This window comes from Bradyrhizobium sp. 613_E4_N2_2 (assembly GCF_052075995.1).
Lineage (GTDB): Bacteria > Pseudomonadota > Alphaproteobacteria > Rhizobiales > Xanthobacteraceae > Bradyrhizobium > Bradyrhizobium barranii.
This window is the reverse complement of sequence record NZ_CP197234.1, coordinates 4,811,971-4,837,640: the sequence shown is the minus strand read 5'-3', so window position 1 is coordinate 4,837,640 and position 25,670 is coordinate 4,811,971. Positions and strand designations below refer to the sequence as shown.

General features: G+C 65.1%; 19 protein-coding genes. 13 read left to right on the top strand and 6 right to left on the bottom strand.

What is annotated here, in order from left to right:
- The first annotated feature begins 128 nt into the window (after positions 1 to 128).
- The 3 genes from AB7290_RS23400 to AB7290_RS23390 all read left to right on the top strand — a co-directional run bounded on the left by AB7290_RS23400 (position 129) and on the right by AB7290_RS23390 (position 3,398).
- Positions 129 to 1,316, top strand: coding sequence for a pyridoxal phosphate-dependent aminotransferase (locus tag AB7290_RS23400; RefSeq protein WP_063983548.1), 1,188 nt, complete (start codon positions 129 to 131; stop codon positions 1,314 to 1,316).
- A gap of 106 nt (positions 1,317 to 1,422) precedes the next feature.
- Positions 1,423 to 1,980, top strand: a complete 558-nt coding sequence (locus AB7290_RS23395; RefSeq protein ID WP_085401093.1) for a biotin transporter BioY — start codon at positions 1,423 to 1,425, stop codon at positions 1,978 to 1,980.
- Between the two features lie 83 nt (positions 1,981 to 2,063).
- Positions 2,064 to 3,398 carry a dicarboxylate/amino acid:cation symporter gene (locus AB7290_RS23390; RefSeq protein WP_085401092.1) on the top strand — a complete coding sequence of 445 codons (1,335 nt, stop codon included), beginning with the start codon at positions 2,064 to 2,066 and terminating at the stop codon, positions 3,396 to 3,398.
- 35 nt (positions 3,399 to 3,433) lie between these two features.
- On the opposite strand, the gene AB7290_RS23385 is transcribed toward AB7290_RS23390, so the two are convergent.
- A complete protein-coding gene (locus tag AB7290_RS23385) occupies positions 3,434 to 4,318 on the bottom strand; it encodes an SDR family oxidoreductase (RefSeq protein ID WP_085401091.1) in 885 nt (294 codons plus the stop codon).
- A 91-nt stretch (positions 4,319 to 4,409) separates the two neighbouring features.
- Between AB7290_RS23385 and AB7290_RS23380 the strand changes: the two genes are divergently transcribed.
- Positions 4,410 to 5,249 (top strand): helix-turn-helix transcriptional regulator, encoded by an 840-nt coding sequence (locus tag AB7290_RS23380; protein ID WP_085401090.1) that lies wholly within the window; start codon positions 4,410 to 4,412, stop codon positions 5,247 to 5,249.
- Here AB7290_RS23380 and AB7290_RS23375 read toward each other — a convergent pair.
- Positions 5,246 to 6,478, bottom strand: a complete 1,233-nt coding sequence (locus AB7290_RS23375) for an NAD(P)/FAD-dependent oxidoreductase (RefSeq protein ID WP_085401089.1) — start codon at positions 6,476 to 6,478, stop codon at positions 5,246 to 5,248. The genes AB7290_RS23380 and AB7290_RS23375 overlap by 4 nt on opposite strands.
- A gap of 64 nt (positions 6,479 to 6,542) precedes the next feature.
- Complete coding sequence (locus tag AB7290_RS23370) at positions 6,543 to 8,915, bottom strand: Rne/Rng family ribonuclease (protein ID WP_283808567.1); 2,373 nt, start codon at positions 8,913 to 8,915, stop codon at positions 6,543 to 6,545.
- Between the two features lie 45 nt (positions 8,916 to 8,960).
- Between AB7290_RS23370 and AB7290_RS23365 the strand changes: the two genes are divergently transcribed.
- The 9 genes from AB7290_RS23365 to AB7290_RS23325 all read left to right on the top strand — a co-directional run bounded on the left by AB7290_RS23365 (position 8,961) and on the right by AB7290_RS23325 (position 22,177).
- Positions 8,961 to 9,728, top strand: a complete 768-nt coding sequence (locus AB7290_RS23365; RefSeq protein ID WP_283808566.1) for a hypothetical protein — start codon at positions 8,961 to 8,963, stop codon at positions 9,726 to 9,728.
- A gap of 615 nt (positions 9,729 to 10,343) precedes the next feature.
- The gene (locus AB7290_RS23360) at positions 10,344 to 11,639 is read left to right on the top strand and encodes an N-acetylmuramoyl-L-alanine amidase (protein WP_085401087.1); all 1,296 of its coding nucleotides are present in this window, start codon (positions 10,344 to 10,346) and stop codon (positions 11,637 to 11,639) included.
- 262 nt (positions 11,640 to 11,901) lie between these two features.
- Positions 11,902 to 14,412, top strand: coding sequence for a penicillin-binding protein 1A (locus AB7290_RS23355; RefSeq protein ID WP_071914354.1), 2,511 nt, complete (start codon positions 11,902 to 11,904; stop codon positions 14,410 to 14,412).
- A gap of 103 nt (positions 14,413 to 14,515) precedes the next feature.
- Positions 14,516 to 15,647 (top strand): peptide chain release factor 2 gene (gene prfB / locus AB7290_RS23350; protein WP_144030704.1). Its coding sequence is split into 2 segments (ribosomal slippage): positions 14,516 to 14,584 and positions 14,586 to 15,647, totalling 1,131 coding nucleotides; the frame shifts between segments, so codons are not numbered across the junction.
- Between the two features lie 2 nt (positions 15,648 to 15,649).
- Positions 15,650 to 16,531: an NAD(P)-dependent oxidoreductase gene (locus AB7290_RS23345; protein ID WP_085401085.1), complete on the top strand. Its 882-nt coding sequence runs from the start codon at positions 15,650 to 15,652 to the stop codon at positions 16,529 to 16,531.
- A 14-nt stretch (positions 16,532 to 16,545) separates the two neighbouring features.
- The gene (locus AB7290_RS23340) at positions 16,546 to 17,421 is read left to right on the top strand and encodes a DMT family transporter (RefSeq protein WP_085401084.1); all 876 of its coding nucleotides are present in this window, start codon (positions 16,546 to 16,548) and stop codon (positions 17,419 to 17,421) included.
- Between the two features lie 77 nt (positions 17,422 to 17,498).
- Positions 17,499 to 18,410 (top strand): DMT family transporter, encoded by a 912-nt coding sequence (locus AB7290_RS23335; protein ID WP_085401083.1) that lies wholly within the window; start codon positions 17,499 to 17,501, stop codon positions 18,408 to 18,410.
- A gap of 109 nt (positions 18,411 to 18,519) precedes the next feature.
- Positions 18,520 to 19,755, top strand: coding sequence for an ABC transporter substrate-binding protein (locus AB7290_RS23330; protein WP_085401082.1), 1,236 nt, complete (start codon positions 18,520 to 18,522; stop codon positions 19,753 to 19,755).
- A 238-nt stretch (positions 19,756 to 19,993) separates the two neighbouring features.
- Entirely contained in the window at positions 19,994 to 22,177 is a 2,184-nt protein-coding gene (locus AB7290_RS23325; protein WP_085401081.1) for a hypothetical protein, read from the top strand.
- Positions 22,178 to 22,182: 5 nt separating this feature from the next.
- On the opposite strand, the gene AB7290_RS23320 is transcribed toward AB7290_RS23325, so the two are convergent.
- Genes AB7290_RS23320 through AB7290_RS23310 form a run of 3 tightly spaced genes read right to left on the bottom strand, consistent with a single transcriptional unit; the run spans position 22,183 to position 25,670 of the window.
- Positions 22,183 to 23,541, bottom strand: coding sequence for an O-antigen ligase family protein (locus AB7290_RS23320; protein ID WP_085401080.1), 1,359 nt, complete (start codon positions 23,539 to 23,541; stop codon positions 22,183 to 22,185).
- Positions 23,542 to 23,553: 12 nt separating this feature from the next.
- Positions 23,554 to 24,933: a glycosyltransferase family 4 protein gene (locus tag AB7290_RS23315; protein ID WP_085401079.1), complete on the bottom strand. Its 1,380-nt coding sequence runs from the start codon at positions 24,931 to 24,933 to the stop codon at positions 23,554 to 23,556.
- The gene (locus tag AB7290_RS23310) at positions 24,930 to 25,670 is read right to left on the bottom strand and encodes an ABC transporter ATP-binding protein (RefSeq protein ID WP_085401078.1); all 741 of its coding nucleotides are present in this window, start codon (positions 25,668 to 25,670) and stop codon (positions 24,930 to 24,932) included. Before AB7290_RS23310 ends, AB7290_RS23315 begins: the two co-directional genes overlap by 4 nt.

Here is a 25,670-nt window from a genome sequence, read left to right as displayed (position 1 = left end):
TTGGCGATTGGCGGCGGACCGGATACGAGATATGCCCTTATGAGCCGTACAATGCGGCCAGTCTGGGGCGCAAGCGCCCCGTTTCCCGGACCGAACCGACCGGTTCGCCAGCGAAATAGCAGAATTCGATGCACGATGCGACATTGAGGAACCGGGTGGGGCAGTGGCTCGAGCCCTCCCGCCGCAGCGATGTTCCCCCGTTCATGGTGATGGACGTGATGGCCGCCGCGGCCCGAATCGAGGCGGCAGGCGGCCATGTCATCCACATGGAGGTCGGCCAGCCCGCAACCGGCGCCCCAAAGACCGCGATCGCGGCCGCCCATGCGGCGCTCGAGGCGGGGCGGATCGATTACACCTCCGCGCTCGGCATCCCCTCATTGCGCGAACGCATCGCGCGCCACTATCGGGATGCCTATGGCTGCGATGTCAGCCCCGAGCGGATCGTGGTGACGACAGGCTCCTCCGGCGGTTTCATCCTGGCCTTCCTGTCGATGTTCGCGCCCGGCGACCGGGTGGCCGTGACGGTGCCGGGCTATCCGCCCTACCGTCACATCCTCACCGCGCTTGGTTGCGAGCCGGTGCTGATCGAGACCACCAATGACACGCGCCATGCGCTGACCGGCGAGGCGCTGCTGGCGGCGCATCGCAAGGCGCCGCTGAAGGGCGTGCTGGTCGGCAGCCCGGCCAATCCGACCGGGACGATGATGTCCCGCGAGGCGCTCGCCGGCCTGATCGCTGCGGCGGAAGACGCCGGCATCCGCTTCATCTCGGACGAAATCTATCACGGGCTCGACTACGCGTTTCCGGCGGCAACGGCGGCGGCGCTGTCGGAGCACGCACTCGTGATCAACTCGTTCTCGAAATATTTTTGCATGACGGGCTGGCGCGTCGGCTGGATGGTCGTGCCCGAGATCCTGGTGCGGCCGATCGAGCGGCTGCAGCAGAACCTGTCGATCTCGGTGCCGTCATTGTCGCAGATCGCGGCCGAAGCGGCCTTCGACGGCGCGGCCGAGATGGAGGAGATCAAGCACGGCTATCAGGAAAACCGGCGCATCCTGATCGAGGGATTGCCCAAGGCGGGCCTCAGCAAGTTCCTGCCTGCCGACGGCGCCTTCTATCTCTATGCCGACGTCTCGGACTTCACCTCGGACAGTTTCGAGTTTGCCAAGCAGATGCTGGAGCAGGCGCACGTTGCGGCCACGCCGGGTCTCGATTTCGATCCGATCCATGGTCGTTCGTTCATACGGCTCTCCTATGCGCGTTCGGCAGCGGAGATGCGGGAGGCAGTTGACCGGATCGCTCACTGGCTTAAATAGCCGCCAGTTTTCGACACCCGTCTCGACACCAGCCCTGCGGAGTTCAACTTTGTCTGACCGTTCCCTCCCGTCCGTCGCCGCGCCGCATTCTCCTCTCGCCGCATTGATGTGGCCGACCCGTCCGGGTGAAACCGTCGGCGCACTTCGCGCCGTCGTGCTGATTGCGCTCGGCACCGCCTTGATGGCGCTATCAGCCAAGGTGAATCTGCCGCTGCCTTACGTGCCCATGACCCTGCAGACGCTGGTCGTGCTGATGATCGGCGCCGCCTATGGCTGGCGCCTTGGCAGCGCAACCATGATCGCCTACCTCGCCGAAGGCGCGATGGGGCTGCCGGTGTTCGCCGGTCCGGTCGGTGGAATTGCACCGCTGCTCGGCCCGACTGCCGGTTATCTGTATGGCTTCGTGCTGGCTGCCTTCATCACCGGCTGGCTGGCCGAGCGCGGCTGGGATCGCAACGTGGTGCTGCTGTTTGGGGCAATGGCGCTCGCCCATGTCGTCATCTTCATCGCCGGCTTCGGCTGGCTGGCCTACGGCATCGGCCTTGGCGCAACCAAGGCCTGGGCGGTCGGCGTCGCGCCGTTCATTGCGGCATCGGTGGTCAAGAACGCGCTGGGCGCCGCGCTGATGCCGGCGGCCCGCCGGATCGTCGATCGACGCGGGTAAAGCGCACCATTCCGAGCAGTTCCGATTGACAGAGCCGGCCAAGTTGATCTTGGCTGGCTCTGAGTTTGAGGGGGAGTGAAACAATGACGACGACAACGATGGCGGGGGCGCCGGTCGCGCCGGCCGCCGCCAAGCCTTGGTACAAGGTTCTCTACGTCCAGGTGCTGATCGCCATCGTGCTCGGCGCCTTGGTCGGCTGGCTGTGGCCGTCGCTCGCCACCAACGAGTGGATCAAGGCGATGGGCGACGGCTTCATCAAGCTGATCAAGATGGTGATTGCGCCGATCATCTTCTGCACCGTGGTCTCCGGCATCGCGCATATCCAGGACGCAAAGAAGGTCGGCCGCATCGGCGTCAAGGCGCTGGTCTATTTCGAGGTCGTCTCGACCTTCGCGCTGGTGATAGGACTCATCATCGGCAACCTGGTGAGGCCGGGTGCGGGCTTCGGCAGCGCCGCCGCCAACGCGCAGGCCGTCGCCAACTACGCCAAGCAGGCCGAGGGCCAGAGGTCGGTCGACTTCATCCTGCACATCATCCCCGACACCGTGGTCGGCGCCTTCGCGCAAGGCGAGATCCTGCAGGTGTTGCTGTTCTCGGTGCTGTTCGGCTTCGCCATCATGGGCCTCGGCGAGCGCGGCCATACCATCCGCAGCTTCATCGATGACGCCGCGCATGCGGTGTTCGGAGTCATCTCCATCGTGATGCGCGCGGCGCCGATCGGCGCCTTCGGCGCGATGGCCTACACCATCGGCAAGTTCGGCACCGGGGCGATCCTCAACCTGGTCGGCCTGATCGCGACGTTCTACGTCACCGCGGCGCTGTTCGTGTTCGTCGTGCTCGGAACCATCGCGCGCCTCGCCGGCTTCTCCATCTTCAAGTTCCTGGCCTACATCAAGGACGAGCTGCTGATCGTGCTCGGCACCTCGTCCTCGGAAAGCGCGTTGCCGTCCTTGATGGAGAAGCTCGAGCGCCTCGGCTGCTCGAAGTCGGTGGTCGGTCTCGTGGTGCCCACGGGCTATTCGTTCAATCTCGACGGCACCAACATCTACATGACGCTGGCGACGCTGTTCATCGCGCAGGCGCTTGGCTTCGATCTCTCCTTCGGCCAGCAGCTCACCATCCTGGTGGTGGCGATGCTGACCTCGAAGGGTGCCTCCGGCATCACCGGCGCGGGCTTCATCACGCTGGCTGCGACGCTCGCCGTGGTCGATCCGCGCCTCGTGCCGGGCATGGCGATCGTGCTCGGCATCGACAAGTTCATGAGCGAGTGCCGCGCGCTGACCAACCTCTGTGGCAACGGCGTGGCCTGCGTGATCGTCGCCTGGTGGGAGGGTGAGCTCGACCGCGACAAGCTCAACGCCAACCTCGCCAGACAGATCGATCCGACCGACATGGAAACGGCCGTCACGACGGACTGATCTGCAAGCGGAATCTGACGGCGCGGGCGGCGCCGTCAGACCTCGAAATAATGGGGCTGGTCGAGATCGTCGATCAGCCCTTTTTCTTTCGGCGCCCAGCTGAGCGAAGCGCGCGTCCTGGCGCTTGAGGTCGGAACGTCGATGCCGGCGAACTGTGCGAACCAGCCGAAATGCGCGGCCGCTTCCTCAGGCGATTTGGACACGACGGGGACGCCGAGCCGTCGGCCGATCGCCTCTGCAATCGCCTTGAATGGCACGCCTTCCTCGGCGATCGCATGATAGCGCCGCGCGGTCGCGCCTTGCTCCAGCGCGAGACGATAGACGCGCGCGGCGTCGAGGCGGTGCGCGGCCGGCCAGCGGTTTTGGCCTTCGCCGATATAGGCAGCGGCACCTTTCTCCCGGGCGAGCGCGATCAGGCGCGGCACGAAGCCGTGGTCGCCCTCACCGTGGGTCGTGGGCGGCAGCCGCACGATGCCGGTGCGGACGCCGCGCTCCGCGAGGTCTTCGGCAGTGGCTTCCGAGACGCGCGGAAAGTGGCGGGCCGCCGCATCGTCTTCGGTCGCGAGCCGTCCGGGCGCCAGCAGCGCTACACCGGATGTGACGATGAGAGGGCGGTCGGAGCCTTTGAGCTCCTCACCGAGCGCGAGGATCGCGCGGCGGTCGAGCTCGCAATTGTCGGCGAATTTCGAGAAGTCGTGGTTGAAGCCGAGATGCAGCACACCGTCCGAAGCGGCGGCGCCGCCGCGTAAGGAGGCATGATCCTCCAGCGACCCACGATGGACCTCGGCGCCCATCGCGGTGAGCGCTGCGGCGCCGGCATCGGAGCGGGCGAGGCCGAGTACGCTATGGCCGGCGGCCATCAGGTCTCGAACGACGGCGGAACCGACGAAGCCGGTGGCACCGGTAACGAAAACACGCATGCGAAATCTCCTGGTGTTGGTGGAGAGAACCATCTGCGCTACAGTTATCCGGGTAAAGTAGTGACCTTATCAGGGTATAATAGCTAACAGGATGAGCGAGAGCGCTGCCGCCGAGAACTTGCTTGGGGCCTATCTGAAGGACCGTCGCACCCGGCTCGATGCAGCCGCGTTCGGCTTCTCCGGCAGCCGCAGGCGCACGCCGGGTCTGCGCCGGGAGGAAGTGGCCCAGCGCGCCAATATCAGCTCGACCTGGTACACCTGGCTGGAGCAGGGCCGCGGCGGGGCGCCATCGGCCGACGTGCTCGACCGGATCGCGCGCGCGTTGATGCTGACCGATGTCGAGCGCGAGCACCTGTTCCTGATCGGCCTCGGCCGCCCGCCCGAGGTGCGCTACCAGGCGAGCGAAGGCGTCTCGCCGCGGCTGCAACGCGTGCTCGATGCGCTCTCATTCAGCCCGGCGCTGGTACGCACCGCGACCTGGGACGTCGTCGCCTGGAATCGCGCCGCAAGCGTCGTGCTGACCGACTACGGTGCGATCCCGCCGGGACAGCGCAACATCCTGCGCTTCATCTTCTGCGATCCGCGCGTGCGCGCCGCGCAATACGACTGGAACAGTGTGGCACGCTTCGTGGTGGCCGCATTCAGGGCAGACGCAGCGCGGGCAGGCGCCGTCTCGCATGTCGCCGATTTCGTCGACGAGCTCTGTCGGACAAGTCCGGAATTCGCGGCGCTCTGGCGCGACAATGACGTGCGCCATCATGGCGACGACACCAAGCGGCTCCGGCATCCCGTTCGCGGCACGATGTCGTTCGAATATTCGAGCTTCAATGTCGAGGGCCGCTCCGATCTCAGCATGATCGTCTACAATCCGGCGACGCTCGAAGATGCCGACCGCATCAGGAAGATGCTGGCCGAGCGCGCCGACAGCTAAAAGCGCTCAGGCCGGTATGGCGTCGGATCGATCGCCGGCGTCTCGCCGCTCATCATCTCGGCGAGCAGGCGGCCGGTCGCGGGCCCGAGCGTAAAGCCCTGGTGGCCGTGGCCGAAATTCATCCAGAGGCCCGGGTGACGCGGCGCTTGCCCGAGCACCGGCAGCATGTCGGGCGTGCAGGGGCGGGTGCCGAACCACGGGTCGGGCTCGACCCGCTTGCCGAGGTCGATCAGCTCTCGCGCGGAAGCTTCGGCACTGGCGAGCTGCACCGGCGTTGCGAGCGCGTCCATGCCGGTCAATTCCGCACCCGTGGTGATGCGGATGCCCTTCGCCATCGGACCCATGGCGTAGCCGCCGGCCTTGTCGACCAGCGGCAGGTCGAGTGATGCGCCGCCGCTGTAATGCATGTGGTAGCCGCGCTTGCGCACCAGCGGAATGCGGTAGCCGAATTTGTGCAGCAGATTGGGCGACCAGGGCCCCAGCGTCACGACGGCGGCCGCAGCGTCTATGGTTCCCTGGTCCGTATCGACCGACCAGCCGGTCGCGGTCTGCCGCAAGGTCTGGGCATCGCCGAGCACGATGGTGCCGCCGAGGCGCTCGAACAGCTCGGCATACGCCGTGACCAGTGCGCCGGGATCGGACACGGTCCAGGTGTCGAGCCAATGGATCGCGCCGGGCAGGTCGTCGCGCAGAATCGGTTCGGCCTTGGCGAGCTCGGCCCCCGAGAGCGCGCGAAACCTCACGCCGAATTCGCGCTGGTCTTGTTCCGCCGCCTTGACGGCGAGATCGAAGGAGGCTGCGTCGCGATGCAGATGCCGGTAGCCCGCGCGGCGGATCAGATTGTCGGCATGGGCTTCGCGAATGAGGATGTCGTGCTCCGCCGTCGCGTAGGCGATCAGCCGCGCCCAGGCGTCGATCGCCTCGCGATGCCGCTTCGGCGCCGAATGCCACCAGTAGCGGAGCAGGGGCTCGATATGGAGATGAAGCGACGACAGGCTGTAGCGCACGTCGTTGGTGCGGCCGGTCGCGATCTTCAGGAGCGAAGCGAGGTCGCGCGGCATCGGATAGGGGCGCACGGCTTCGGCCTGGATCATCCCGGCATTGCCATAGCTGGTCTCGCGGCCCGGCTCCCTGCGGTCGACGAGCGTGACCGACCAGCCGCGCTGCCGGAGGTGCAGCGCCGCGCTCACGCCGATCATGCCGCCGCCGAGAACAATCGCGCTTTGCATCGTACTGACCTTGCCAAATCAAAACCGCCCGGCTTGGCCGGGCGGTCTCAACTGATTTGTTCGCCTACTCGCCGCCGCCGAACCGGCGAGACCACCAGCCGGCGCGACGCGGCGCGGCCGGAGTTTCGGTTGCCGCTTCCGGCGCAGGTTCAGCGGCTGGTGCGGGCGGAGCAACCGGCTCTGGCGCTGCCGCAACCGGTGTTGCCGGCTCGCTTGCGCTGCTCGACAGGAAGCTCACCTTTTCCCGGACCGTGGAGCGGCGACGCGCTGCCTTGTCGTCGGCGGGCTCTTCGTCCGCGGCGGCAGGAGCGGGCTCAGGCTGGGCCGGCGCCTCAATCTGCACCTCGGCGCGCGGCTCGGGCTCGCTGACCTCAGGCTCGGCGGTGGTGTGTTCGGCCTGCGCGATCGAGGGCGCAGCCTCGCCGCCAAAGCTGTCGAAATCGGCGACGGCATCGGTCGCTTCCGACGGCGCATTGGCTGCGAGCTCGTCGCCGATGGAGCCGGCGAGACCTTCCTCGTTGCCACCGCGACGGCGGCGGCCACCGCGACGACCACGCCGGCGACGGCGATCGCCGTTGCCCTGCTGCTCGCTGCGGGCGGCCTGGTCCTCACCTTCCTCGCCGTCCTGTTCGGACTCGGAATCCTCTTCACCTTCGCTGGCCGCCACGGCCGCTTCGGAAGACGCCGGAGCGCCATCCTCGCGCAACTCGCCGTCGCGCGGGGCACCGCGGCCGCGCCGACGCCGGCGGCGCTTGCGGCGCTGGCCATCCTGGTCGGAAGCCGCTTCGCCGCCAGCCTGCTCCTCGGCGAGGCCTTCGGTTTCTTCGGTCTCGACCTCGGATTCCAGCTCCGGATCGAATTCCTCGTCGTCATAGACTTCTTCGACTATGGGCGGCGGGCTTGCGGCTGCCTGTGCCGCCAGCAGCGCCTTCGCTGCTTCCAGCGTATGCACCTGCTCGCCGCGGTCGATGAGATAGGCCTGCGGTCCGCTGACGCTGGGGTCGGCGATGACGGCCAGCGTGACCTTGAAGCCGTTCTCGAGGTCGCGCAGATGGCCGCGCTTGTGGTTCAGCACGTAGAGCGCGACGTCGGTGCGGGTGCGGACCACGAGATTGTGGGTCGCGCCCTTCATCAGGATCTCTTCGAGGCCGCGCAGCAGCTGAAGCGCAACCGAGGAGACCGAGCGGACATGGCCGGTGCCGCCGCAATGCGGGCAGGGATCGGTCGAGGATTCCAGCACGCTGGCGCGGATGCGCTGGCGCGACATCTCGAGCAGGCCGAAATGCGAGATGCGGCCGACCTGGATGCGCGCGCGGTCCTGCCGCAGGCAATCGGACAGCTTGCGCTCGACCGCGCGGTTGTTGCGCTTCTCGTCCATGTCGATGAAGTCGATGACGATCAGGCCGGCGAGGTCGCGCAGACGGAGCTGGCGGGCGACCTCTTCGGCCGCTTCCAGATTGGTCTTGAGCGCAGTGTCCTCGATATGGTGCTCGCGGGTCGATCGTCCGGAGTTGACGTCGATCGAGACCAGCGCCTCGGTCTGGTTGATGACGATGTAGCCTCCGGACCGCAACTGCACGGTCGGAGAGAACATCGCGTCCAGCTGGCTCTCGACGCCCATGCGCGAGAACAGCGGCTGGCCGTCCCGATACTGCTTCACCGCGCTGACATTGGCGGGCATCAGCATCTTCATGAAGTCGCGCGCTTCGCGGTAGCCGGACTCACCGGCAACCGAGATCTCGTCGATCTCCTTGTTGTAGAGGTCGCGCAGCGAGCGCTTGATCAGCGAGCCTTCCTCGTAGACCAGGGTCGGGGCCTGCGACTTCAGCGTCAGGTCGCGCACCGTCTCCCACATCCGGATCAGGTATTCGAAGTCGCGCTTGATCTCGGGCTTGGTACGGGCGGCGCCGGCGGTGCGCAGGATGATGCCCATGCCCTCGGGCACGTCGAGATCCTGCACAACTTCCTTCAGGCGGGAACGATCCTGGGCGCTGGTGATCTTGCGGCTGATGCCGCCGCCGCGCGCGGTGTTCGGCATCAACACGGCATAGCGGCCGGCGAGCGAGAGATAGGTGGTCAGCGCCGCGCCCTTGTTGCCGCGCTCTTCCTTGACGACCTGCACCAGCATCACCTGGCGGCGCTTGATGACTTCCTGGATCTTGTACTGGCGGCGCGGGCGGAAGGTGCGCTCCGGCACCTCCTCCATCACGTCGTCGCCGCCGACGGATTCGACGTGTTCCTCTTCGGCTTCCTCGCCGTCCTCGTCCTCGTCGTCTTCCTCCTCGGACTCCTGATGGCGAGCATCAGTGCTTTCGCCGGCAGCGTAGACGGCGTCGGCCGGTTCGGCGGAGGCGGTCACGGCTTCGGCGAGAGCCTCGGCATGGGCTTCGGAGGCGATAGCCTCCTGCGGTTCGGAAGCGGTCTCGGTCGCGACCACGGGCTCGGCGCCGAAGGCTGCGACAGGCGCGGGCGTTTCGTCGGCATGATCATGGTCGTGATGATCGTGCTGGCCGTCGTGGCCGTGGTCATGATCGTGATGATGGTCGTCGTGCCCATGATCGAGATGATCATGGCCTTCGTGGTCATGATCGTGGTGATCATGATCGCCATGTTCGTGGTCTTGATGCTCGTGGCCTTCGTGCTCGCCGTGATGCTCCGTCTCGGCGTGCAGGTGCTCGCCCTCGTGCGACGCACCCTCGATGTGCAGGGCGTCGCTCTCGACCGGCTGGGCCGCTGGATCGGCGCCGGCCTCGAGGCCCTCGACGATGTCGCTGCGGACGCGTTCGCCTTGACTGCGGCGGCGGGAGTTGCGGTGGCGCGAGCGGCGGCGGCCGTGGGAGCGGTTCTCGCTCTCTTCCTCGGCCTCGCGATGGGCCTGTTCCTCGGCCTCGATCAGTGCCTGCCGGTCGGCGACCGGGATCTGGTAGTAATCGGGATGGATTTCGCTGAAGGCGAGGAAGCCGTGGCGGTTGCCGCCATATTCGACAAAGGCGGCCTGGAGCGAAGGCTCCACCCGGGTGACCTTGGCGAGGTAGATATTCCCGCGCAGTTGCTTGCGTTGTGCGGTCTCGAAATCAAACTCTTCGACGCGATTGCCGCGGACCACGACGACCCGGGTCTCCTCCGGGTGGGTGGCATCGATCAACATCTTGTTGGGCATGTCTTAACTCTTGGCGGCGGCGGGCGCGATTCACCGTGGGCGCGATTAGCGCTGCCGGGTGCCGCGACGGTCCACCTGATTCGGGGGTGAGGGGAAGGCCGAAACGCCGTCTCTCGCGCCTTGCCGAAACGGAAGCTGGAGGGCCGAAGCGGCGCGCGGGATTGTCACTCCGCAGCGTCGCGAACGGTCCTTCAGAATTCGTCGGCACAGTCTGGCGCATCAAGCGTCGGCCCGTATGAAACATTGGGCGGCGGGGCCGCCCCTCAATCAGTTGCTGCTGGCCAGGCATGGCGCGAGCGCGCTCGCCTTGGGGATTACGAACCGCTCCCTTGGGATTAAGGGACCGGGTAACGAGTCACGTCGCTGTCAAAACCGTCCCGGAAACGCGGTGGTAACCAGGGACCGTCCGCCACCGGGGCTTGACCCGCTCCACCTCGCTGCCGCGCACCGCGCTGGTCTTTGAGGGGAACGGAAAAACGCTGGAATTCCCAAACCTTGAGAGTTCCGGCGCTGCACCGGGAGGCTGAACGCGACACAACCGGAAATATCGGCCGTCAGCACTCCGTACATACGTGGAATGGACCAACCGTGCAAGGGAGCGTCGCACGGCGGTCACAGTCGGGGAGTTTCGTATATCTGTCATTAAGCGACGATTAACCCTGTGGTTCTATTGCGTTAGAAGGGCCGCTCGGAGGCACTGAATCGGTGACGAGCCGCACAAATCAAAGGGTTTTGCTGGGATGCGCGCTTCTGTGCGCCGCAGCATTGGTATGCGCTGATTCCTGGCGCCTGAGCGCGGCGGAAAGCCAGCCGCAACCCTCTGTTGCGGTAGCGAATTTTCCAACCGCGTCCGCCGCCCGGCTGGCCGGCGATGGCAAGCAGACCCGTTTCATCCTCGACATCGATCAGGCCGTCACATTCCGCGCCGTGACGCTCGCCGACCCGTATCGGGTGGTGGTCGATGTGCCCCAGGTCAATTTTCAACTGCCCGCGGGCACCGGGGTCGAGGGGCGGGGACTGGTCAAGGCCTTCCGCTACGGGCTGGTCATGCCCGGCGGCTCGCGAATCGTGTTCGATCTGACAGGCCCGGCCAAGATCGCCAAGTCCTACGTGCTGGAGGCCGCCAATGGCCAGCCGGCCCGGCTCGTGCTCGAGCTGGAGGAGGTCGACCGGACCGCCTTCGTGCAGTCGCTCGTCCCCGAGAAACGCCCCGAACTGCGGCCCGCAATCGCCGACGCGCCGCCGGCAACGGTTCCGGCCGCCGCAACTCCGGAAGCCGGGCAGCAAAAGGTCGACGGCCGCCCGATCGTCGTGATCGATCCTGGCCATGGCGGCATCGACAACGGCACGCAGTCGGGCGGCGAGAGCGAGAAGAACCTGGTGCTGGCCTTCGGCCTGGCGCTGCGCGACCGGCTGGACAAGACCGGCAAATTCCGCGTGGTGATGACACGGGACGACGACACCTTCATTCCGCTCAACGACCGGGTCAAAGTCGCCCGCGGGCTCAAGGCCGCCTTGTTCCTCTCCATCCACGCAGACGCCCTTCCGAAGGCCGAGGGCGATGCGCAGGGCGCGACCATCTACACGCTGTCCGACAAGGCCTCCGACGCCGAGGCGCAGCGGCTGGCGGATGCGGAAAACCGGGCGGACGCGATCGCCGGTTTCAACCTCGCGGAAGAGCCGACCGACGTCGCGGACATCCTGATCGACCTCACCCAGCGAGAAACTCGTACCTTTTCAAGCCGTTTTGCCCGCCTGTTGATGGGCGAAATGAAGTCGTCGGTGCGGATGCACAAGCATCCCCTGAAGTCGGCCGGCTTCCGGGTCCTCAAGGCGCCAGACGTGCCGTCGGTGCTGGTCGAGATCGGCTATGTCTCCAACAAGGGCGACCTCGAGCATCTGGTCTCCGAGGGCTGGCGGTCCAAGGCCGTGGGCTCGATGGCGCAGGCGATCGACGGGTTCCTGACCAAGCGGATGGCCACGGCCGGATCGTCAAATTGACGACCGGGGGATCGTCGAATTGACGACCGGGAGGCGTCGAATTGAGAGGGATTTTCCGTCCCGTTGCAAAAGCCCTAGTTTGGCCACAGCGGGCGCTTTATAAAAATGCCGCAGGGGGTTCCGGAATCGGCGAGAATCCCGTTCGGCAAGCGTCTTGGTCCGGCACTGATGTAATTGAGTAGGCCGGTGAATTCGCGACGTGGAGTTGGCGCCTGTTTTGGGTGCCTTGAGCTGATCCAGAGTTTGAACGGATAAACATATAATGCGCTTGCTGGTGCGGTTCATGGGCTTCCTGTTCGCCGCGGGAACGGTGGTGTTCCTTGTCGGTGTCGGGGCCGTGGCAGGCCTGATCTGGCATTTCTCCAAGGACTTGCCGGACTACTCTCAGCTTCAGGATTACGAGCCGCCGGTGATGACCCGCGTGCACGCGGTCGACGGCTCGCTGCTCGGCGAATACGCCAAGGAGCGGCGGCTGTATCTGCCGATCCAGGCGGTGCCGAAGCTGGTGATCAACGCCTTCCTCGCGGCCGAGGACAAGAATTTCTACGAGCATGGCGGCATCGACTACACCGGCATGGCGCGCGCCGGCGTGCTCTTCATCCAGAACTACGGCTCGAACCGGCGTCCGCAGGGCGCCTCCACGATCACCCAGCAGGTCGCCAAGAACTTCCTTCTGACCAACGAGGTCTCCTTCGCCCGCAAGATCAAGGAAGCCTTGCTGGCGATGCGCATCGAGAAGACCTACTCGAAGGACAAGATCCTCGAGCTGTATCTGAACGAGATCTATCTCGGCCTCGGCGCCTACGGCATCGCGGCCGCTTCGCTGGTCTATTTCGACAAGTCGGTGAACGAGCTGACGGTCGCTGAAGCGTCCTATCTGGCCGCGCTGCCGAAGATGCCCGCGACGCTGCATCCGGTGCGCAACCGCGATCGCGCCATCGAGCGCCGCAACTACGTGATCGACCGTCTGCTGGAGAACGGCTGGATCAAGCAGGCCGACGCCGACAAGGCGCGCAAGGAGCCGCTGGCCGTCACCAACCGTTCCAACGGTGCTCACACCTTCGCCGGTGAATATTTCGCCGAGGAAGTCCGCCGCGACATCTTCGAGCGCTACGGCGAGAAGAAGCTCTACGAAGGCGGTCTGTCCGTCCGCACCACGCTCGATCCGAAGATCCAGGTCATGGCGCGCAAGGCCATGGTCGCCGGCCTCGTGAATTATGACGAGCAGCAGGGCTATCGCGGCGCCATGAGCAAGCTCGATATTTCGGGCGATTGGGGCGTGAAGCTCGCCGAGATCAAGTCACTCTCCGACATCTCGCCATGGCGCATGGCGGTGGTGCTGGAGACCAGCGACCAGTCCGCGCGCATCGGCTTCCAGCCGAACCGCGAACTCGGTGGCGCCATCAGCAAGCAGCGCGAGACCGGCATCGTCACGGTCGACGGCGTGCGCTGGGCGAGGGCGGCCCAGGGCAATGCCAAGGGCAAGACCCCGACGTCGGTGGCGCAGGTGTTGCAGCCCGGCGACGTGATCTATGCCGATCCGCTCTACACCAAGGAGGGACAGCCGGTCGAAGGCCAGTACCGCCTGCGCCAGATCCCCGAAGTGTCCGGTGCGATGGTGGCGATGGATCCCTGGACCGGCCGCGTGCTCGCGATGGTCGGCGGCTTCTCGTTCGACCAGAGCCAGTTCAACCGCGCCACGCAGGCCTACCGGCAGCCGGGCTCGTCGTTCAAGCCGATCGTCTATTCGGCCGCGCTCGACAACGGCTATACGCCCTCGACCGTGGTGCTCGACGCGCCCATCGAAATCGACCAGGGCCAGGGCGCCGGCGTATGGCGGCCCGAAAACTTCTCGTCCGGCAAATTCCAGGGACCGGTGACGCTGCGCAACGCGCTGCGGCAGTCGCTCAACACCGTGACCGTGCGCCTCGCGCAGGACATCGGCATGCCCCTGATCGGCGAATATGCGCGCCGCTTCGGCGTCTATGACGAATTGCCGAACTATCTCTCCTACGCGCTCGGCGCCGGCGAGACCACGGCGATGCGCATGGTCACGGCCTATTCGATGCTAGCCAATGGCGGTCGCCGGGTGAAGCCGACCTTGATCGACCGTATCCAGGACCGTTACGGCCGCACCATCTTCAAGCACGACCAGCGTGAATGCCGCGGCTGCGACGCACCGGGCGGCTGGAAGAATCAGGTCGAGCCGCAGCTGATCGACCGCCGCGAGCAGGTGCTGGATTCCATGACCGCCTATCAGATCACCGAGCTGATGGAAGGCGTGGTCCAGGCCGGTACCGCAACCGTGGTCAAGGAGGTCGGCAAGCCGATCGCCGGCAAGACCGGCACCACCAACGAGGCCAAGGACGCCTGGTTCGTCGGCTTCTCGCCCGACGTCGCCGTCGCGATCTATATGGGCTACGACAAGCCGCGCGCGCTCGGTAGGGGCAACGCCGCGACCGGCGGCCATCTGGCCGCACCCATCGCGCGCGACTTCCTCAAGCTTGCACTCGCCGACAAGCCCGCCGTTCCATTCAAGGTACCGGCCGGCATCAAGCTCGTACGCGTCGTCTCCAAGACCGGTATGCGCGCCGGTCCCGGCGAGACCGGCGGAACCATCCTCGAAGCCTTCAAGCCGGGCACGGCGCCGCCGGACAATTATTCGGTGATCGGCGTTGCCGATGCCGACGGGCGCGGCGGCGTGCCGGCGTCGCAGCAGCAGCAGCCGGATTCCGGCTTCTTCATGCGGCCGGGCACCGGCGGGCTGTACTAGCGGATAAGACAGACGATCGCGGTTCCGGCGGTTGCGCTTTGCAGCCGCCGCCGCTACATCCCAGCTCCAATGCACGCGGGATTCCGCGAGATCAGAGTACAATATGCGCGCCGAAATCGAACGGTTGGTAGAAGAGATCAAGCAGTCAGTCGGGCTGCTGAGGAGGCATCTTTGACGTCGAGAAATCGACGGCGCGCCTCGCTGAGCTGAACAAGCTCGCAGAAGATCCCAACCTCTGGAACGATCCCCAGAAAGCCCAGAAGCTGATGCAGGAGCGCACCTCGCTTGAGGATTCGCTCTCGGGCATCGGCAAGGTCGAGCAGGAGCTCGAAGACGACATCGGCATGATCGAGCTCGGCGAGGCCGAGGGCGATGCCGGCGTCGTCACTGAGGCTGAAGCCGCGCTGAAGAACCTCAAGAAGGAAGTCGCGCGGCGCGAGCTCGAGGCGCTGCTGTCGGGCGAGGCCGATCGTTTCGATTCCTATCTCGAAGTCCATGCCGGCGCCGGTGGCACCGAGAGCCAGGACTGGGCGCAGATGCTCTTGCGCATGTACACGCGCTGGGCCGAGACGCACGGCTTCAAGGTCGAATTCCTCGAGGAGTCCGAGGGCGAAGAGGCCGGCATCAAGTCCGCGACGATCCAGGTCTCGGGCCACAACGCCTATGGCTGGCTGAAGACGGAGGCGGGCGTGCACCGGTTGGTGCGCATCTCGCCGTTCGATTCCAACGCGCGGCGGCACACCTCGTTTTCGAGCGTGCAGGTGTTCCCCGTCATCGACGACAGCATCAAGATCGACATCAAGGAAGCCGACGTCCGCGTCGACACCATGCGCTCGGGCGGCGCCGGCGGCCAGCACGTCAACAAGACCGAATCCGCGGTGCGCCTGACGCATATTCCGACCGGCGTTGCCGTGGTCTGCCAGGCCGGCCGCTCCCAGCACAAGAACCGGGCGCAGGCCTGGGACATGCTGCGCGCACGGCTTTACGAGATCGAGCTGAAGAAGCGCGAGGAGAAGGCCGCCGCCGACCAGGCCGCCAAGACCGATATCGGCTGGGGTCACCAGATCCGCTCCTACGTGCTGCAGCCCTACCAGATGGTGAAGGATTTGCGCACCGGCGTGCAGACCTCCGACACCTCGGGCGTTCTCAACGGCGAGCTCGACGACTTCATGGCCGCGACCCTGGCGCAGCGCGCCTTCGGCACCACCGGCGCCGACATCGAGGATGTGGATTGATCATGACCCGTGTCGCCTTCATCGGATTGGGGCGAATGGGTCATGGCATGGCAGGCCGCTATCTCGATGCCGGCTTCACGGTGACGCTGTGGAATCGCAGCAAGGCAAAGGCGGACGACCTGATCGCGCGCGGCGCGCATTGGGCAACGTCGCCTGAGGATGCCGCGATCGATGCCGATGCGGTCGTGACCATGGTCGCCGATGACGAAGCCTCGCGCGCGGTCTGGCTCGGGCCCGAGGGCGCGGCCAAGACGGCAAAGGCCGGCACCCTCGCGATCGAGTGCTCCACCGTCTCCTATGACCACGCCCGCGAGATGGGCCGCGAACTGAACGCGCGCGGGCTGATCTACATCGACTGCCCCGTGACGGGATTGCCGGATGCGGCAGCGGCCGGAAAGCTGACGCTGCTCGCCGGCGCCGACGCAGCTGATCTCGAACGTGCGCGGCCGTTTCTCGAACCGATCGGCTCGACCATTCGCCATTTCGGCGCGGTCGGCTCCGGCACCGTCTACAAGCTCATCAACAATCTCCTGGGTGCGATCCAGATCGCGGGCCTTGCCGAAGGCCTCGCCATCGCCGAACAGGCCGGGCTCGACATGAACCTGGTGCTGGAATCGATCCAGGCCGGCGTCGCGGCAAGCCCGCAGGTGCAGCGTCATTCCAAGCGCATGGTCGCCCGCGATTTCAGCGGCGCGACGTTTACGGCGGCGCTGCGGCACAAGGATGCCGCCTACGCCGTGAAGCTCGCCGAAAGCCTGCTGGCCGACAAGCCGCTGGTCTCGCGCGCTGCGGTCGAGTCCTACGCGCAGGCCAAGGCCGCAATGCCCGACGACGATGAAGGCAAGATGATCGAGCTGGTGTCGCGGCCGAAGAAGCCGACCTAGCTGGACGCATCAACATGGGGCGGCCTCGTTCGGATCGCGGTCTCGGCATTGCCCTCGTCATCGCTGCCGCAGTTGCCTGGAGCACGGCGCCGTTCTTCACGCGTCTGTTGCCGTTCGATCCCTGGACCATTTTGTTCTGGCGCGGCCTGTTCGCGGGCAGCCTGATCAGCGTGTTTCTTGTCGTGATGCAGGGCCGCGCTGCGCTGTGGCAATTGGTCGTGCCGGGGAAGGGCGGCCTGCTCGTCGCGTCCTTGTCCGCGGTCGGCATGGTCTCGTTCATTCCCGCGCTTCAGATGACCAAGGTCATGAATGTGGCGGTGCTGATCGCCACCCAGCCCTTCGTTGCGGCTGCGCTGGCGTGGCTGTGGCTCGGCGAAGCCGCGACTTGGCGTACGCTGACCGCGAGCCTGATCGCCTTTGCCGGCGTGGTGATCACGGTCGGCGGCGTTCGGGCCGGCGCCGATCTCGGCGGCGTCGCGCTGAGCTGCCTGATGGTGCTCGCCATCTCCGCCATGACGGTCGTGGTCCGGCGTCATCGCGAGACGTCGATGGTGGCCGCGGCAGCGCTGTCGAACTTCATGGGGAGCCTCGTCAGTCTTCCCTTTGCCTACGACATCGCCCATGTCGGCGGCAACAGCCTTGCGATCCTCGCGATGTTCGGCTGCCTCCAGGTCGCGCTCGGCCTGACCTTCTACGTGCTCGGCTCGCGCTTGTTGCCTTCGGGGCAGGCTTCCCTGATCGCGACGCTGGAAACGCCGCTAATGCCGTTCTGGATCTGGGTCGCTTTTCGCGAACTGCCCGCCGTGCATGCGCTCATTGGCGGCGCGCTGGTGATCGGAGCGGTTGTCGCCGATATTGCCGGTGACGCTCGCTCGCGGCGCCCCTCCTGAGCAAATTTGTCGGAAATCGGGTGGCGGCCTGTCTCGCGCCGTTCTAGGCGGCAGGCTCGGCCGCCGAGGTGAAGCGCATGCCCCCAAACGATAACAGGATCGACGCGCGAGACTGGTCGCTGCTCGCGGTGCTCTCGGTTCTCTGGGGCGGATCGTTCTTCTTCAATGGCGCGGCGCTGCGGGAATTGCCGCCGCTGACGCTCGTGTTCCTGCGCGTCGCACTAGGCGCGGCCATTCTCCTGCCATTGCTCCGGATGCAGGGCATCGGGCTTCCCAAGGGAGTGACGGGCTGGAAGCCGTTCGTCGCCATCGGGCTGCTCAACAACGTCATCCCGTTCTCGCTGATCGTGCTCGGCCAGACCTTCATTCCGAGCGGACTGGCCTCGATCCTGAACGCGACCACGCCGCTCTTCACGGTGATGGTGATGGCGGCGGCCGGCGAAGAGGCCCTGCAGATGCGTCGGGTGGCCGGCGTGGCGCTCGGCCTCGCCGGCGTGATCATCCTGCGGGGATGGGGCATCGAGACCAGGCCGGGGCAGGGGTTCGGCATCCTGCTCTGCCTGGGCGGCGCGTTCAGCTATGGCTTTGCGGCGCTGGCCGCGCGGCGGCTGCTGAAGGACACGCCTCCGCTGGGAACGGCCACGTTTCAACTGATGGCGTCGACGGTGATGATGGCGGTCGTCGCCGGCGCAGTGGAGCAGCCGTGGTACCTTTCGATGCCGGGCCTGACGACCTGGCTCGCGGTGCTTGGCCTTGCCGCCCTCTCGACGGCGCTCGCCTATATCGTCTTCTTTCAGATCCTGCGGCGCTCGGGCGCGACCAATGTGATGCTCGTGACGCTGCTCATTCCCGTCACCGCCATCCTTCTGGGATGGCTGGTGCTCGGTGAGCCGATCTCCGCGCGCGAGATCGCGGGCGCCATCGTCATCGGCAGCGCACTGCTCGTGATCGACGGGCGCGCGCTGACACTGCTGCGGCGCATCGCGTAGGTTCCGGGTCCGTCGTTTCACGGCGCGGAAAATCGCGGCGCTTGCCAGCGGCGAACGGCCTTGCGACACTCTCCGCAAAACAAGACTACAAAACATAGGGGAGAGAACGATGCCGGGTCGTCGCGAAAGCCTTGCTGCCCTCGCCATTCTTGCTGCCGGCGTGCTCGTCACGGCACCGGCCTTGGCGCAGAAGAAATACGATCCCGGCGCCACCGATACCGAAGTCAAGATCGGCAACATCATGCCCTATAGCGGGCCGGCGTCGTCCTATGGCGTGATCGGCAAGACCGAGGCCGCCTATTTCAGGATGATCAACGACCAGGGCGGAATCAACGGCCGCAAGATCAACTTCATCAGCTATGACGACGCTTACTCACCGCCGAAGGCGATCGAGCAGGCGCGCAAGCTGGTCGAGAGCGACGAGGTGCTGCTGATCTTCCAGCCGCTCGGCACGCCCTCGAACTCCGCGATCATGAAATACATGAACGCCAAGAAGGTGCCGCAGCTGTTCGTCGCCTCCGGCGGCACCAAGTTCGGGGACCCCAAGAATTTCCCGTGGACCATGGGTTTCCAGCCGAACTACCAGAGCGAGGGGCGGATCTACGCAAAATACATTCGCGATCATTTCCCCAACAGCAAGGTCGCCGTGTTCTGGCAGAACGACGACGCCGGCAAGGACCAGTTCAAGGGCCTGAAGGACGGGCTCGGCGACAAGGCCGGCATGATCATCGCCGACAAGTCCTATGAGGTCAGCGATCCCTCGATCGACTCGCAGATCGTGGCGCTGCATGACTCGGGTGCCGACATTTTCTTCTCATGGGCCGCCCCGAAGGGCTCGGCGCAGGCAATCCGGAAGGTCGGCGAGCTCGGCTGGAAACCAAAGTTCTTCCTCGCCAATACCGCGACCTCGGTCGCCTCGGTGCTCAAGCCCGCCGGGCTCGACTATTCCAAAGACATCATCTCGACCGTCTATCTGAAGGATCCGACCGACCCGACCTGGGACAAGGACCCGGCGGTGGTGAAGTGGCGCGAATTCATGGACAAATATTATCCCGATGGCGACAAGGCCAACGCCAACAACATCTACGGCTATGTGCAGGCCGAGGCGATGGCGCAGGTGTTGAAGCAGTGCGGTGACAATCTCACCCGTGAGAACGTGATGAAGCAGGCCACTAGCCTGAAGAATTTCCACACTGATCTGATGCTGCCAGGCATCATGGTCAACACCTCCACCGACGACTATTTCCCGATCGAGCAGATGCAGTTGATGCGCTTCAACGGGCAGGCCTGGGAGCTGTTCGGCGACGTCATCACCGGCGAGGTCGGCCACGAGCGGAGTCCGTAGTTCGGTTGTATGTGACCAACAGCGGTCGCGGTGTCCAACTCCGCTAAAGAAATGTCCTCCCGGGTGTGTTCTACTTCACATTGCAGCCGGGTCGGCCCAGCGTAGTCTTCCCTATTGTTCGGGCACCTGTGTCGACGCGCGCTGCGTCTCCACGATGTCCCTGATCTGAATTGTGCCCTGCCTCGGCGAGGGCAGAGCCATTCATGCAAGCGTCGCCTGCTATGTGGGAGCGCGTAACATGGACATCATTGAAGCGATCGTTACGAAGAGCCAATGGATTATTGCGATCTTGGCACTCTTTGTCGTTGCCTGGGCTCGCTTCAACTCTCCGCCCACCAATCGGTCCGGTACGACCTTCGCGCTGTTCTTCTGGGGGGTGATATTCTACTACGCCCTGATGATACCGCTCTGGCTGGTCGTCATGATCGGACTCGTCCAGGGCAGCATCGGGTTCGACTTCATCGTCGGCCAGGTGAAGGCGGTAGATCCAAAGGCGCAGGCGCAACTGGCTCAATATGCTCCGATCGTGGCCGTGCTCATCATCGTCGTCGCTTCGCAATTCCGGCAGGTGGCACGGATCGACCGGGCCGCGCGCGCATTTTGTGTCAGATTGGCCGCGATTCCGCGTGAAGCCGACCGACTCGCATTTGAACTCGCGCAAACCACGGGTTTCGTCCCGCGCGACGACCTTCGAAGCAAGGTGACCAAAATCGTTTCGGAGAATATCGGTCCGCAAGCGTTGAGTTTCAGCAGGGACGGTACTCTTCCCGACCGCTTCACAAGAGCCATCGGCCTTTACAACCTGTTCGTCGGACCCCGGCAGAATGCCGCGGCACTCGACTTCACCGGAAATGGCTATGGCCGATCCGCCTACGCCATGATCATACAATTGGGCGACGCGGTGGCGGCTCGTGCGGATGCCCGTTACGAAGAGATGATGCACGCCGGTCTTGCCTTTTTCACGTCGCCGCTTCCAACCCCGGAATTGAAGGACGCTTTGAACCGCAACATTGCTGAGGTCACCAACCTCACTTGCGGTCTCGTGTCTCGCTATGTCCTGTTTTGCGAAAGGACCCATAGCGGCCGATTGCAGCGGCTAGCGAGGATGGGCTTCGCCTACAGTCCGGGGCCGACCTTTGGGCTGGATCAATGGGCGACAACGATCTTCCTCGTCACGGCCTGGAGCATTGGCATGATGGTGTTCATGCCGGGAACACTTCCGATCGACGTCGACAAGGTGCTGACGATTGCGGTCACGTTCGGCGCTTCGATCGGCTTCGCAGTCCTGGGCGCAATCGTCGTGGCGCAACGCTTCATCGGACGCAAGGAAGGCAACACACCTGGATATCCGCCTATCGCCGAGTTGGTTGTCGCCGGTCTCGTCGTCGTGGGGCTGTCGATTGCGCTCCGGATCGGCATTCCACTAGTGTCCGCCCTGATGCAGGGAGGAGGATATCAGGACGTTCTTAGGCAGTTCATCGAGCGGCTATACGGCGTCATCACGCCTTTCATCTGTACGATTTCCCTCGGGCTCATTTGTTCCTACATGGGATGTTCGCGGATGAGCTGGTACCGCGTGGCGGCCCTCGGGGCTCTCGCGAACGGCGCCGCGCTGACCTGTGCGGGGTGGCTGGTCGCGCATATGATCGGCCAGCAAGTACTGGCTCTGTTCTATGTACATCCGCAGGATGCGATCCAACTGGTGGCGTTAAGCACTGGCTTAACCGGCTTCATCGTCGGCGGCATGGTCCTCGCGGTCTTCAATGAGTCCGAGCGCATACGCAACGTCACGGCTGAGCGGATAGCCACCAGTCCGCACAAGGAGTTTCCATTGCACGATGCGCCGTCGATTGCCGGCGGACTCGAACCTCCGCCAGTGACGTCTAGGTTCGACGTCGCCGATGATCTTGGCTACCGCGATCGCGCAGGAGTCGAGACCTTCGAGGGGGATTACGTCTGCTTCAGGCCCGCGTTCTCCAACCCCGAGATCATCAGTGCCTACATCATCGGCATTCATTGGGACGAAACCGAGTCCTGTCTCATGTTCGAGGAACGCGAACGTGTTGATGCTGGGCACACGCAGAGGGGCCGTGTCTACATCCCGGATGGACGCCCGTTCCTGAACTTCGTCACCCTCGAGAAGGGAGCGATACGTCTGATCATGGTGTCACGTCCCGATAAGAGAAACGAGCCCGCACGCGGTCTGATCACGACGCTGTCCAATCCCGGTGGCGCCCAGTTTACGCCGGCGAGCGCTCCGATCGTTCTCAGGCGTGTGGTCGATCACACGCTTCAACTCGGCTTCATTCGGCCGGGAGCGCTCAGCTACGAAAGCTATCGCCGCGAACTCGAAATGGTGGTGCCCGATTTTGGCGTCTTTGCGCTGGCTTCCCCCCAGGCGGCTTGCGTGGCGGCGGAGTAAAAGGCCTAGTCGGCGCTGAGCCGCACGCCGGCGCGCAGAAATTTCTGCGGATCGACCGCTTCACCCTCGATGCTGGCCTCATAGTGCAGATGCGGTCCGGCTCTTGCCTTCAGCACCATGCCGCCGGCGACGCCGACGCCGAGCACATACATCCACCCCGCGTGGAAGTCGAACAAATGCGAGTTCAGAAGTGAGCTCGCGATGTTCTGCACCACGGCGACGAGCCCGATCCAGGCCGCAAGGCCTTCGTCCAGGAACAGGCGAAGGTGGGCGATCCACATGGTGTAGAGCAGGACGACGCCGAGTACGCCCCATTGCATCGCGACATTGAGGGTCTGGTTGTGGGGATTGCTGACGATCTCCGCATCGAGGTTGCTTCCACCAGTGGCGGCGCGCTCGAACTGGCGCTTGATCGACCCGGTGCCGTGACCGGTCAGGGGCGCCTCGGCGAAGGCGTGAAGCGCCTTGCGCCAATAGGTCAGGCGTTGGGCGGTCGAGGCTCGGCTGATGTCCTCATGGCCGTGGCGGTATTCCACGGCGATGTCCGCAATGCGGTGGCGCAGATAGGGCGAGGTCGTCCAGGCCAGTGTGCTCGCGGCGATCGTGCCCGCGAGCAGGACCAGCGCCGCGCGCCGGCTCAAATGCCTCCAGGCGAGCAGTCCGAGCAGCACCGCGATGCACAGCAGCGCCGTGCGCGCGGCGGCGACGAACACCATGTTGGTGGCGAACAGCAGGATCAATGCCAGACAGACGGCTGTCGCGACCACGTTTCCGCGGTGCCAGAAGGTCAACGCCGGCAGTGCGAGCGCAAAGGCGCACAGCGTGAATTCCTGACTCTGGTCGATGTAGTTCTTGACGGGAACGCCGGCCGACGCGGTCGCGGTGAGTTTCCAGGCGGGATCGTGCAGCACGATCCAGGAATAGACCGCAAGCAGCGCGCAGGACGCGAGAAATCCAAGGAAAACCCAGAAACCGCGTTCGGATCGGCTGAAGTGATTGAGCAGTGCTGGAATGAGCACGAGCTTTGCGACCGGCTTGATCGCATGCAGCCGGTCCGCCCACGCGCCGTCCGACCAGAGCGTGCCGAGAAGCGCGAGCAGCAGGAAGACGAAGGGCAGGGCGAACGCAGGCCGTGCGAGCTGGCGTCCATAGTCGTGCCAGTCGATGGTCGGCGTCACCACCAGCAGCCAGAGCCCGACGAAGATCGAAGGCGCCGTGGTCGACCAGGGCAGCGACGCCGCGATCAGCACAGCGAGCCCATCGGCGGCCCCGATCAGAGCGGGCGATTGGCCCATGGCTTGCCATCGGGCGCGCAAGGCTTGTCGACCGGCCGGGCCGGACCATACCGCGGTTTCAGCAGTCATGTGCAACGACGCCTATTGCGCGGCGGCCAGGCTTTCCCGGGGCATCTCATGCCCGAGGAAGTCGCGCGCCTGGGTCTCGTAGCCGAAGCGTTCGGCGAGCTCGTGTCTCCTCGCGCGGACGCGGCCGCGGCATTCCTCCTGCCGCGTCAGCACGCGGGTGATTGAAGCTGCGATCGCATCGGTCGAGAACGGATCGAAATAGTCGGCGAGCTCGCCCGCGACTTCGCGGAACACCGCGATATCGGAGCACAGCACCGGCGTGTTCGCGGCCAGCGCCTCGATGATCGGTATGCCGAAGCCTTCGGCCAGGCTCGGCATGATCAGCCCGTGCGACTCCGCGATCATGGCGGCCTTTTCGTGCTCGTCGACATAGCCGGCGAAGCGGACATTTGGCGGCAGGTTGCGCATCCGGCTGATCTGACCCGCATGACCGATCACCACGAGATCGGCCTGAGGGACGTTGCGGAAGGCACGAATGACGGTGGCGACGTTCTTGCGCGGCTCGTTCGACACGATGATGACGAAGTTCGGCCGCCCCGGACGCCCCGACAGGGCTGGGAGGTGGAGGACATCCGGGGCGTCGAACCGGGTGCGGGGATACACGACCCGCGCCGGCAGGTGCGCAAATTGCGGCAACAGTTCCCTGAACCGCATCATGCTATAGTTTGAAACGAAGGCGAGCTCGTCAGCCTGGCGCAGGCTGGTGCCGATCCGCGCCAGGAATTGCCGCGTGGCGATGTCGCTGAGCTTGAGATCGGTGAGCGGCAGCAAATCGTGGACGACGCAGATCACCTTGGCGTTCGGCTTGCGCCTGATCGCGACCCGCGTCGGGGTGTCCACAACGATGAGATCATAGTCACGCGCGTCGATCCGCGGCGGCGGCAGCAGGAAGAAGGCCGAAGAGTCCTGATAGTTGAAGAATCCGGGCTCGAGCTGGAATTCGCTGAACAGTTCGAGATGGCGCATATCCGGCGGAATGTATTCGAGCGCGGCGGTCCGGTTCTCGATCAGCCGGGCGTGCAGGCCAAGCAGGCCGATCGCGCGCAGGAGGCAGAGGATATTATCCCGCGACAGCAGCATGGCAGCCTTGTGGCGGAGCCAGTCGAACCTGCGACGCGCGCCGCTGAGCATCACCGGCCCGCTCACGTTGACCTCGTCGAGGAAGCGATAAAGAGCGAGCAGCTCGATGTTGCGCGACTGCGCCGGAAACAGCTTCGTGCGTCGCTCGCGCCGACATAGCTTGCGGTAACGCTTCGAGGTTTCCACCAGCAAGGTGAGTTCGTGGCCTTCCGACGCGAGCGACCGTACCAATTCCCGGGTGAAGTGGAAGATGCCGCGCTTGTGATTGGGTTGTCCGAGCGACTCGGACACGACCAGGATGTTCTGTTTCATGCGCGTTTCTCTCGGAGCTCAAAGGCGTGCGTGACGGGCGGCTCGACCGCGATGGTCGAGGCGATGCGGCCGTGATCGAGGTTGATGATACTCGAGCAGGTGCGGCGCAGCAGCGGCAGGTCGTGCGAGGCGATGATCACGATCGCCGCCTGCGAGACCAGGTTTTGCAGCCGCCTCTCGGCCTTCTCCGCAAAATGCTCGTCGACGACGCTGAGCCATTCGTCGAGCAGCAGGACGTCAGCCGGGAAAGCGGTGGCGGTCGCGAACAACACCCGCATCAGCATGCCCGAGGAGAACATCCGCAGGGGCAGGCGCTGCATGCGCGCTTCTAGCTCGGTGAAGGCCCAGATCTCGTCGATCACGCTGCGTGTGGGCCTGCGACCGCTGATCCGCAGCAGCAGCGCGATGTTGTCCTCCGCCACGAAGTCCAGATTGACCCCGGCGTTCAGGCCGAGCAGGGGCACGACGTTGCCCCGGACCGTAACGCGGCCACTGCTCGGCGGATAGACACCGGCGATCAGGCGCAGCAGCGTCGACTTGCCGGAGCCGTTGGGCCCGGCGAGCCCGATACGGGCGCCGGCTTCGGCCTCGATCGAGACGTTGTCGACGGCGCGGATGATCCGCATCTCGCCCGGTTCGCGGATGAGGTGGCCGAGTAGCCGCCGCTTCAGCGAGAAGTCGTAGGCGCCGTAGAGTGGATAGTCGAGACAGACGTCGTGCAGGCTGATCGAGACCAT

What these genes read in the sequence shown, in the direction of transcription:
- AB7290_RS23330 (WP_085401082.1), top strand. Translation starts at nt 18,520, where the DNA reads ATGCCGGGTCGTCGCGAAAGCCTTGCTGCCCTCGCCATTCTTGCTGCC.
- AB7290_RS23325 (WP_085401081.1), top strand. Translation starts at nt 19,994, where the DNA reads ATGGACATCATTGAAGCGATCGTTACGAAGAGCCAATGGATTATTGCG.
- AB7290_RS23335 (WP_085401083.1), top strand. Translation starts at nt 17,499, where the DNA reads ATGCCCCCAAACGATAACAGGATCGACGCGCGAGACTGGTCGCTGCTC.
- AB7290_RS23395 (WP_085401093.1), top strand. Translation starts at nt 1,423, where the DNA reads ATGTGGCCGACCCGTCCGGGTGAAACCGTCGGCGCACTTCGCGCCGTC.
- AB7290_RS23375 (WP_085401089.1), bottom strand. Translation starts at nt 6,478, where the DNA reads ATGCAAAGCGCGATTGTTCTCGGCGGCGGCATGATCGGCGTGAGCGCG.
- AB7290_RS23355 (WP_071914354.1), top strand. Translation starts at nt 11,902, where the DNA reads ATGCGCTTGCTGGTGCGGTTCATGGGCTTCCTGTTCGCCGCGGGAACG.
- AB7290_RS23390 (WP_085401092.1), top strand. Translation starts at nt 2,064, where the DNA reads ATGACGACGACAACGATGGCGGGGGCGCCGGTCGCGCCGGCCGCCGCC.
- AB7290_RS23320 (WP_085401080.1), bottom strand. Translation starts at nt 23,541, where the DNA reads ATGACTGCTGAAACCGCGGTATGGTCCGGCCCGGCCGGTCGACAAGCC.
- AB7290_RS23380 (WP_085401090.1), top strand. Translation starts at nt 4,410, where the DNA reads ATGAGCGAGAGCGCTGCCGCCGAGAACTTGCTTGGGGCCTATCTGAAG.
- AB7290_RS23400 (WP_063983548.1), top strand. Translation starts at nt 129, where the DNA reads ATGCACGATGCGACATTGAGGAACCGGGTGGGGCAGTGGCTCGAGCCC.
- AB7290_RS23385 (WP_085401091.1), bottom strand. Translation starts at nt 4,318, where the DNA reads ATGCGTGTTTTCGTTACCGGTGCCACCGGCTTCGTCGGTTCCGCCGTC.
- AB7290_RS23345 (WP_085401085.1), top strand. Translation starts at nt 15,650, where the DNA reads ATGACCCGTGTCGCCTTCATCGGATTGGGGCGAATGGGTCATGGCATG.
- AB7290_RS23315 (WP_085401079.1), bottom strand. Translation starts at nt 24,933, where the DNA reads ATGAAACAGAACATCCTGGTCGTGTCCGAGTCGCTCGGACAACCCAAT.
- AB7290_RS23310 (WP_085401078.1), bottom strand. Translation starts at nt 25,670, where the DNA reads ATGGTCTCGATCAGCCTGCACGACGTCTGTCTCGACTATCCACTCTAC.
- AB7290_RS23365 (WP_283808566.1), top strand. Translation starts at nt 8,961, where the DNA reads ATGATCATGGTCGTGATGATCGTGCTGGCCGTCGTGGCCGTGGTCATG.
- AB7290_RS23340 (WP_085401084.1), top strand. Translation starts at nt 16,546, where the DNA reads ATGGGGCGGCCTCGTTCGGATCGCGGTCTCGGCATTGCCCTCGTCATC.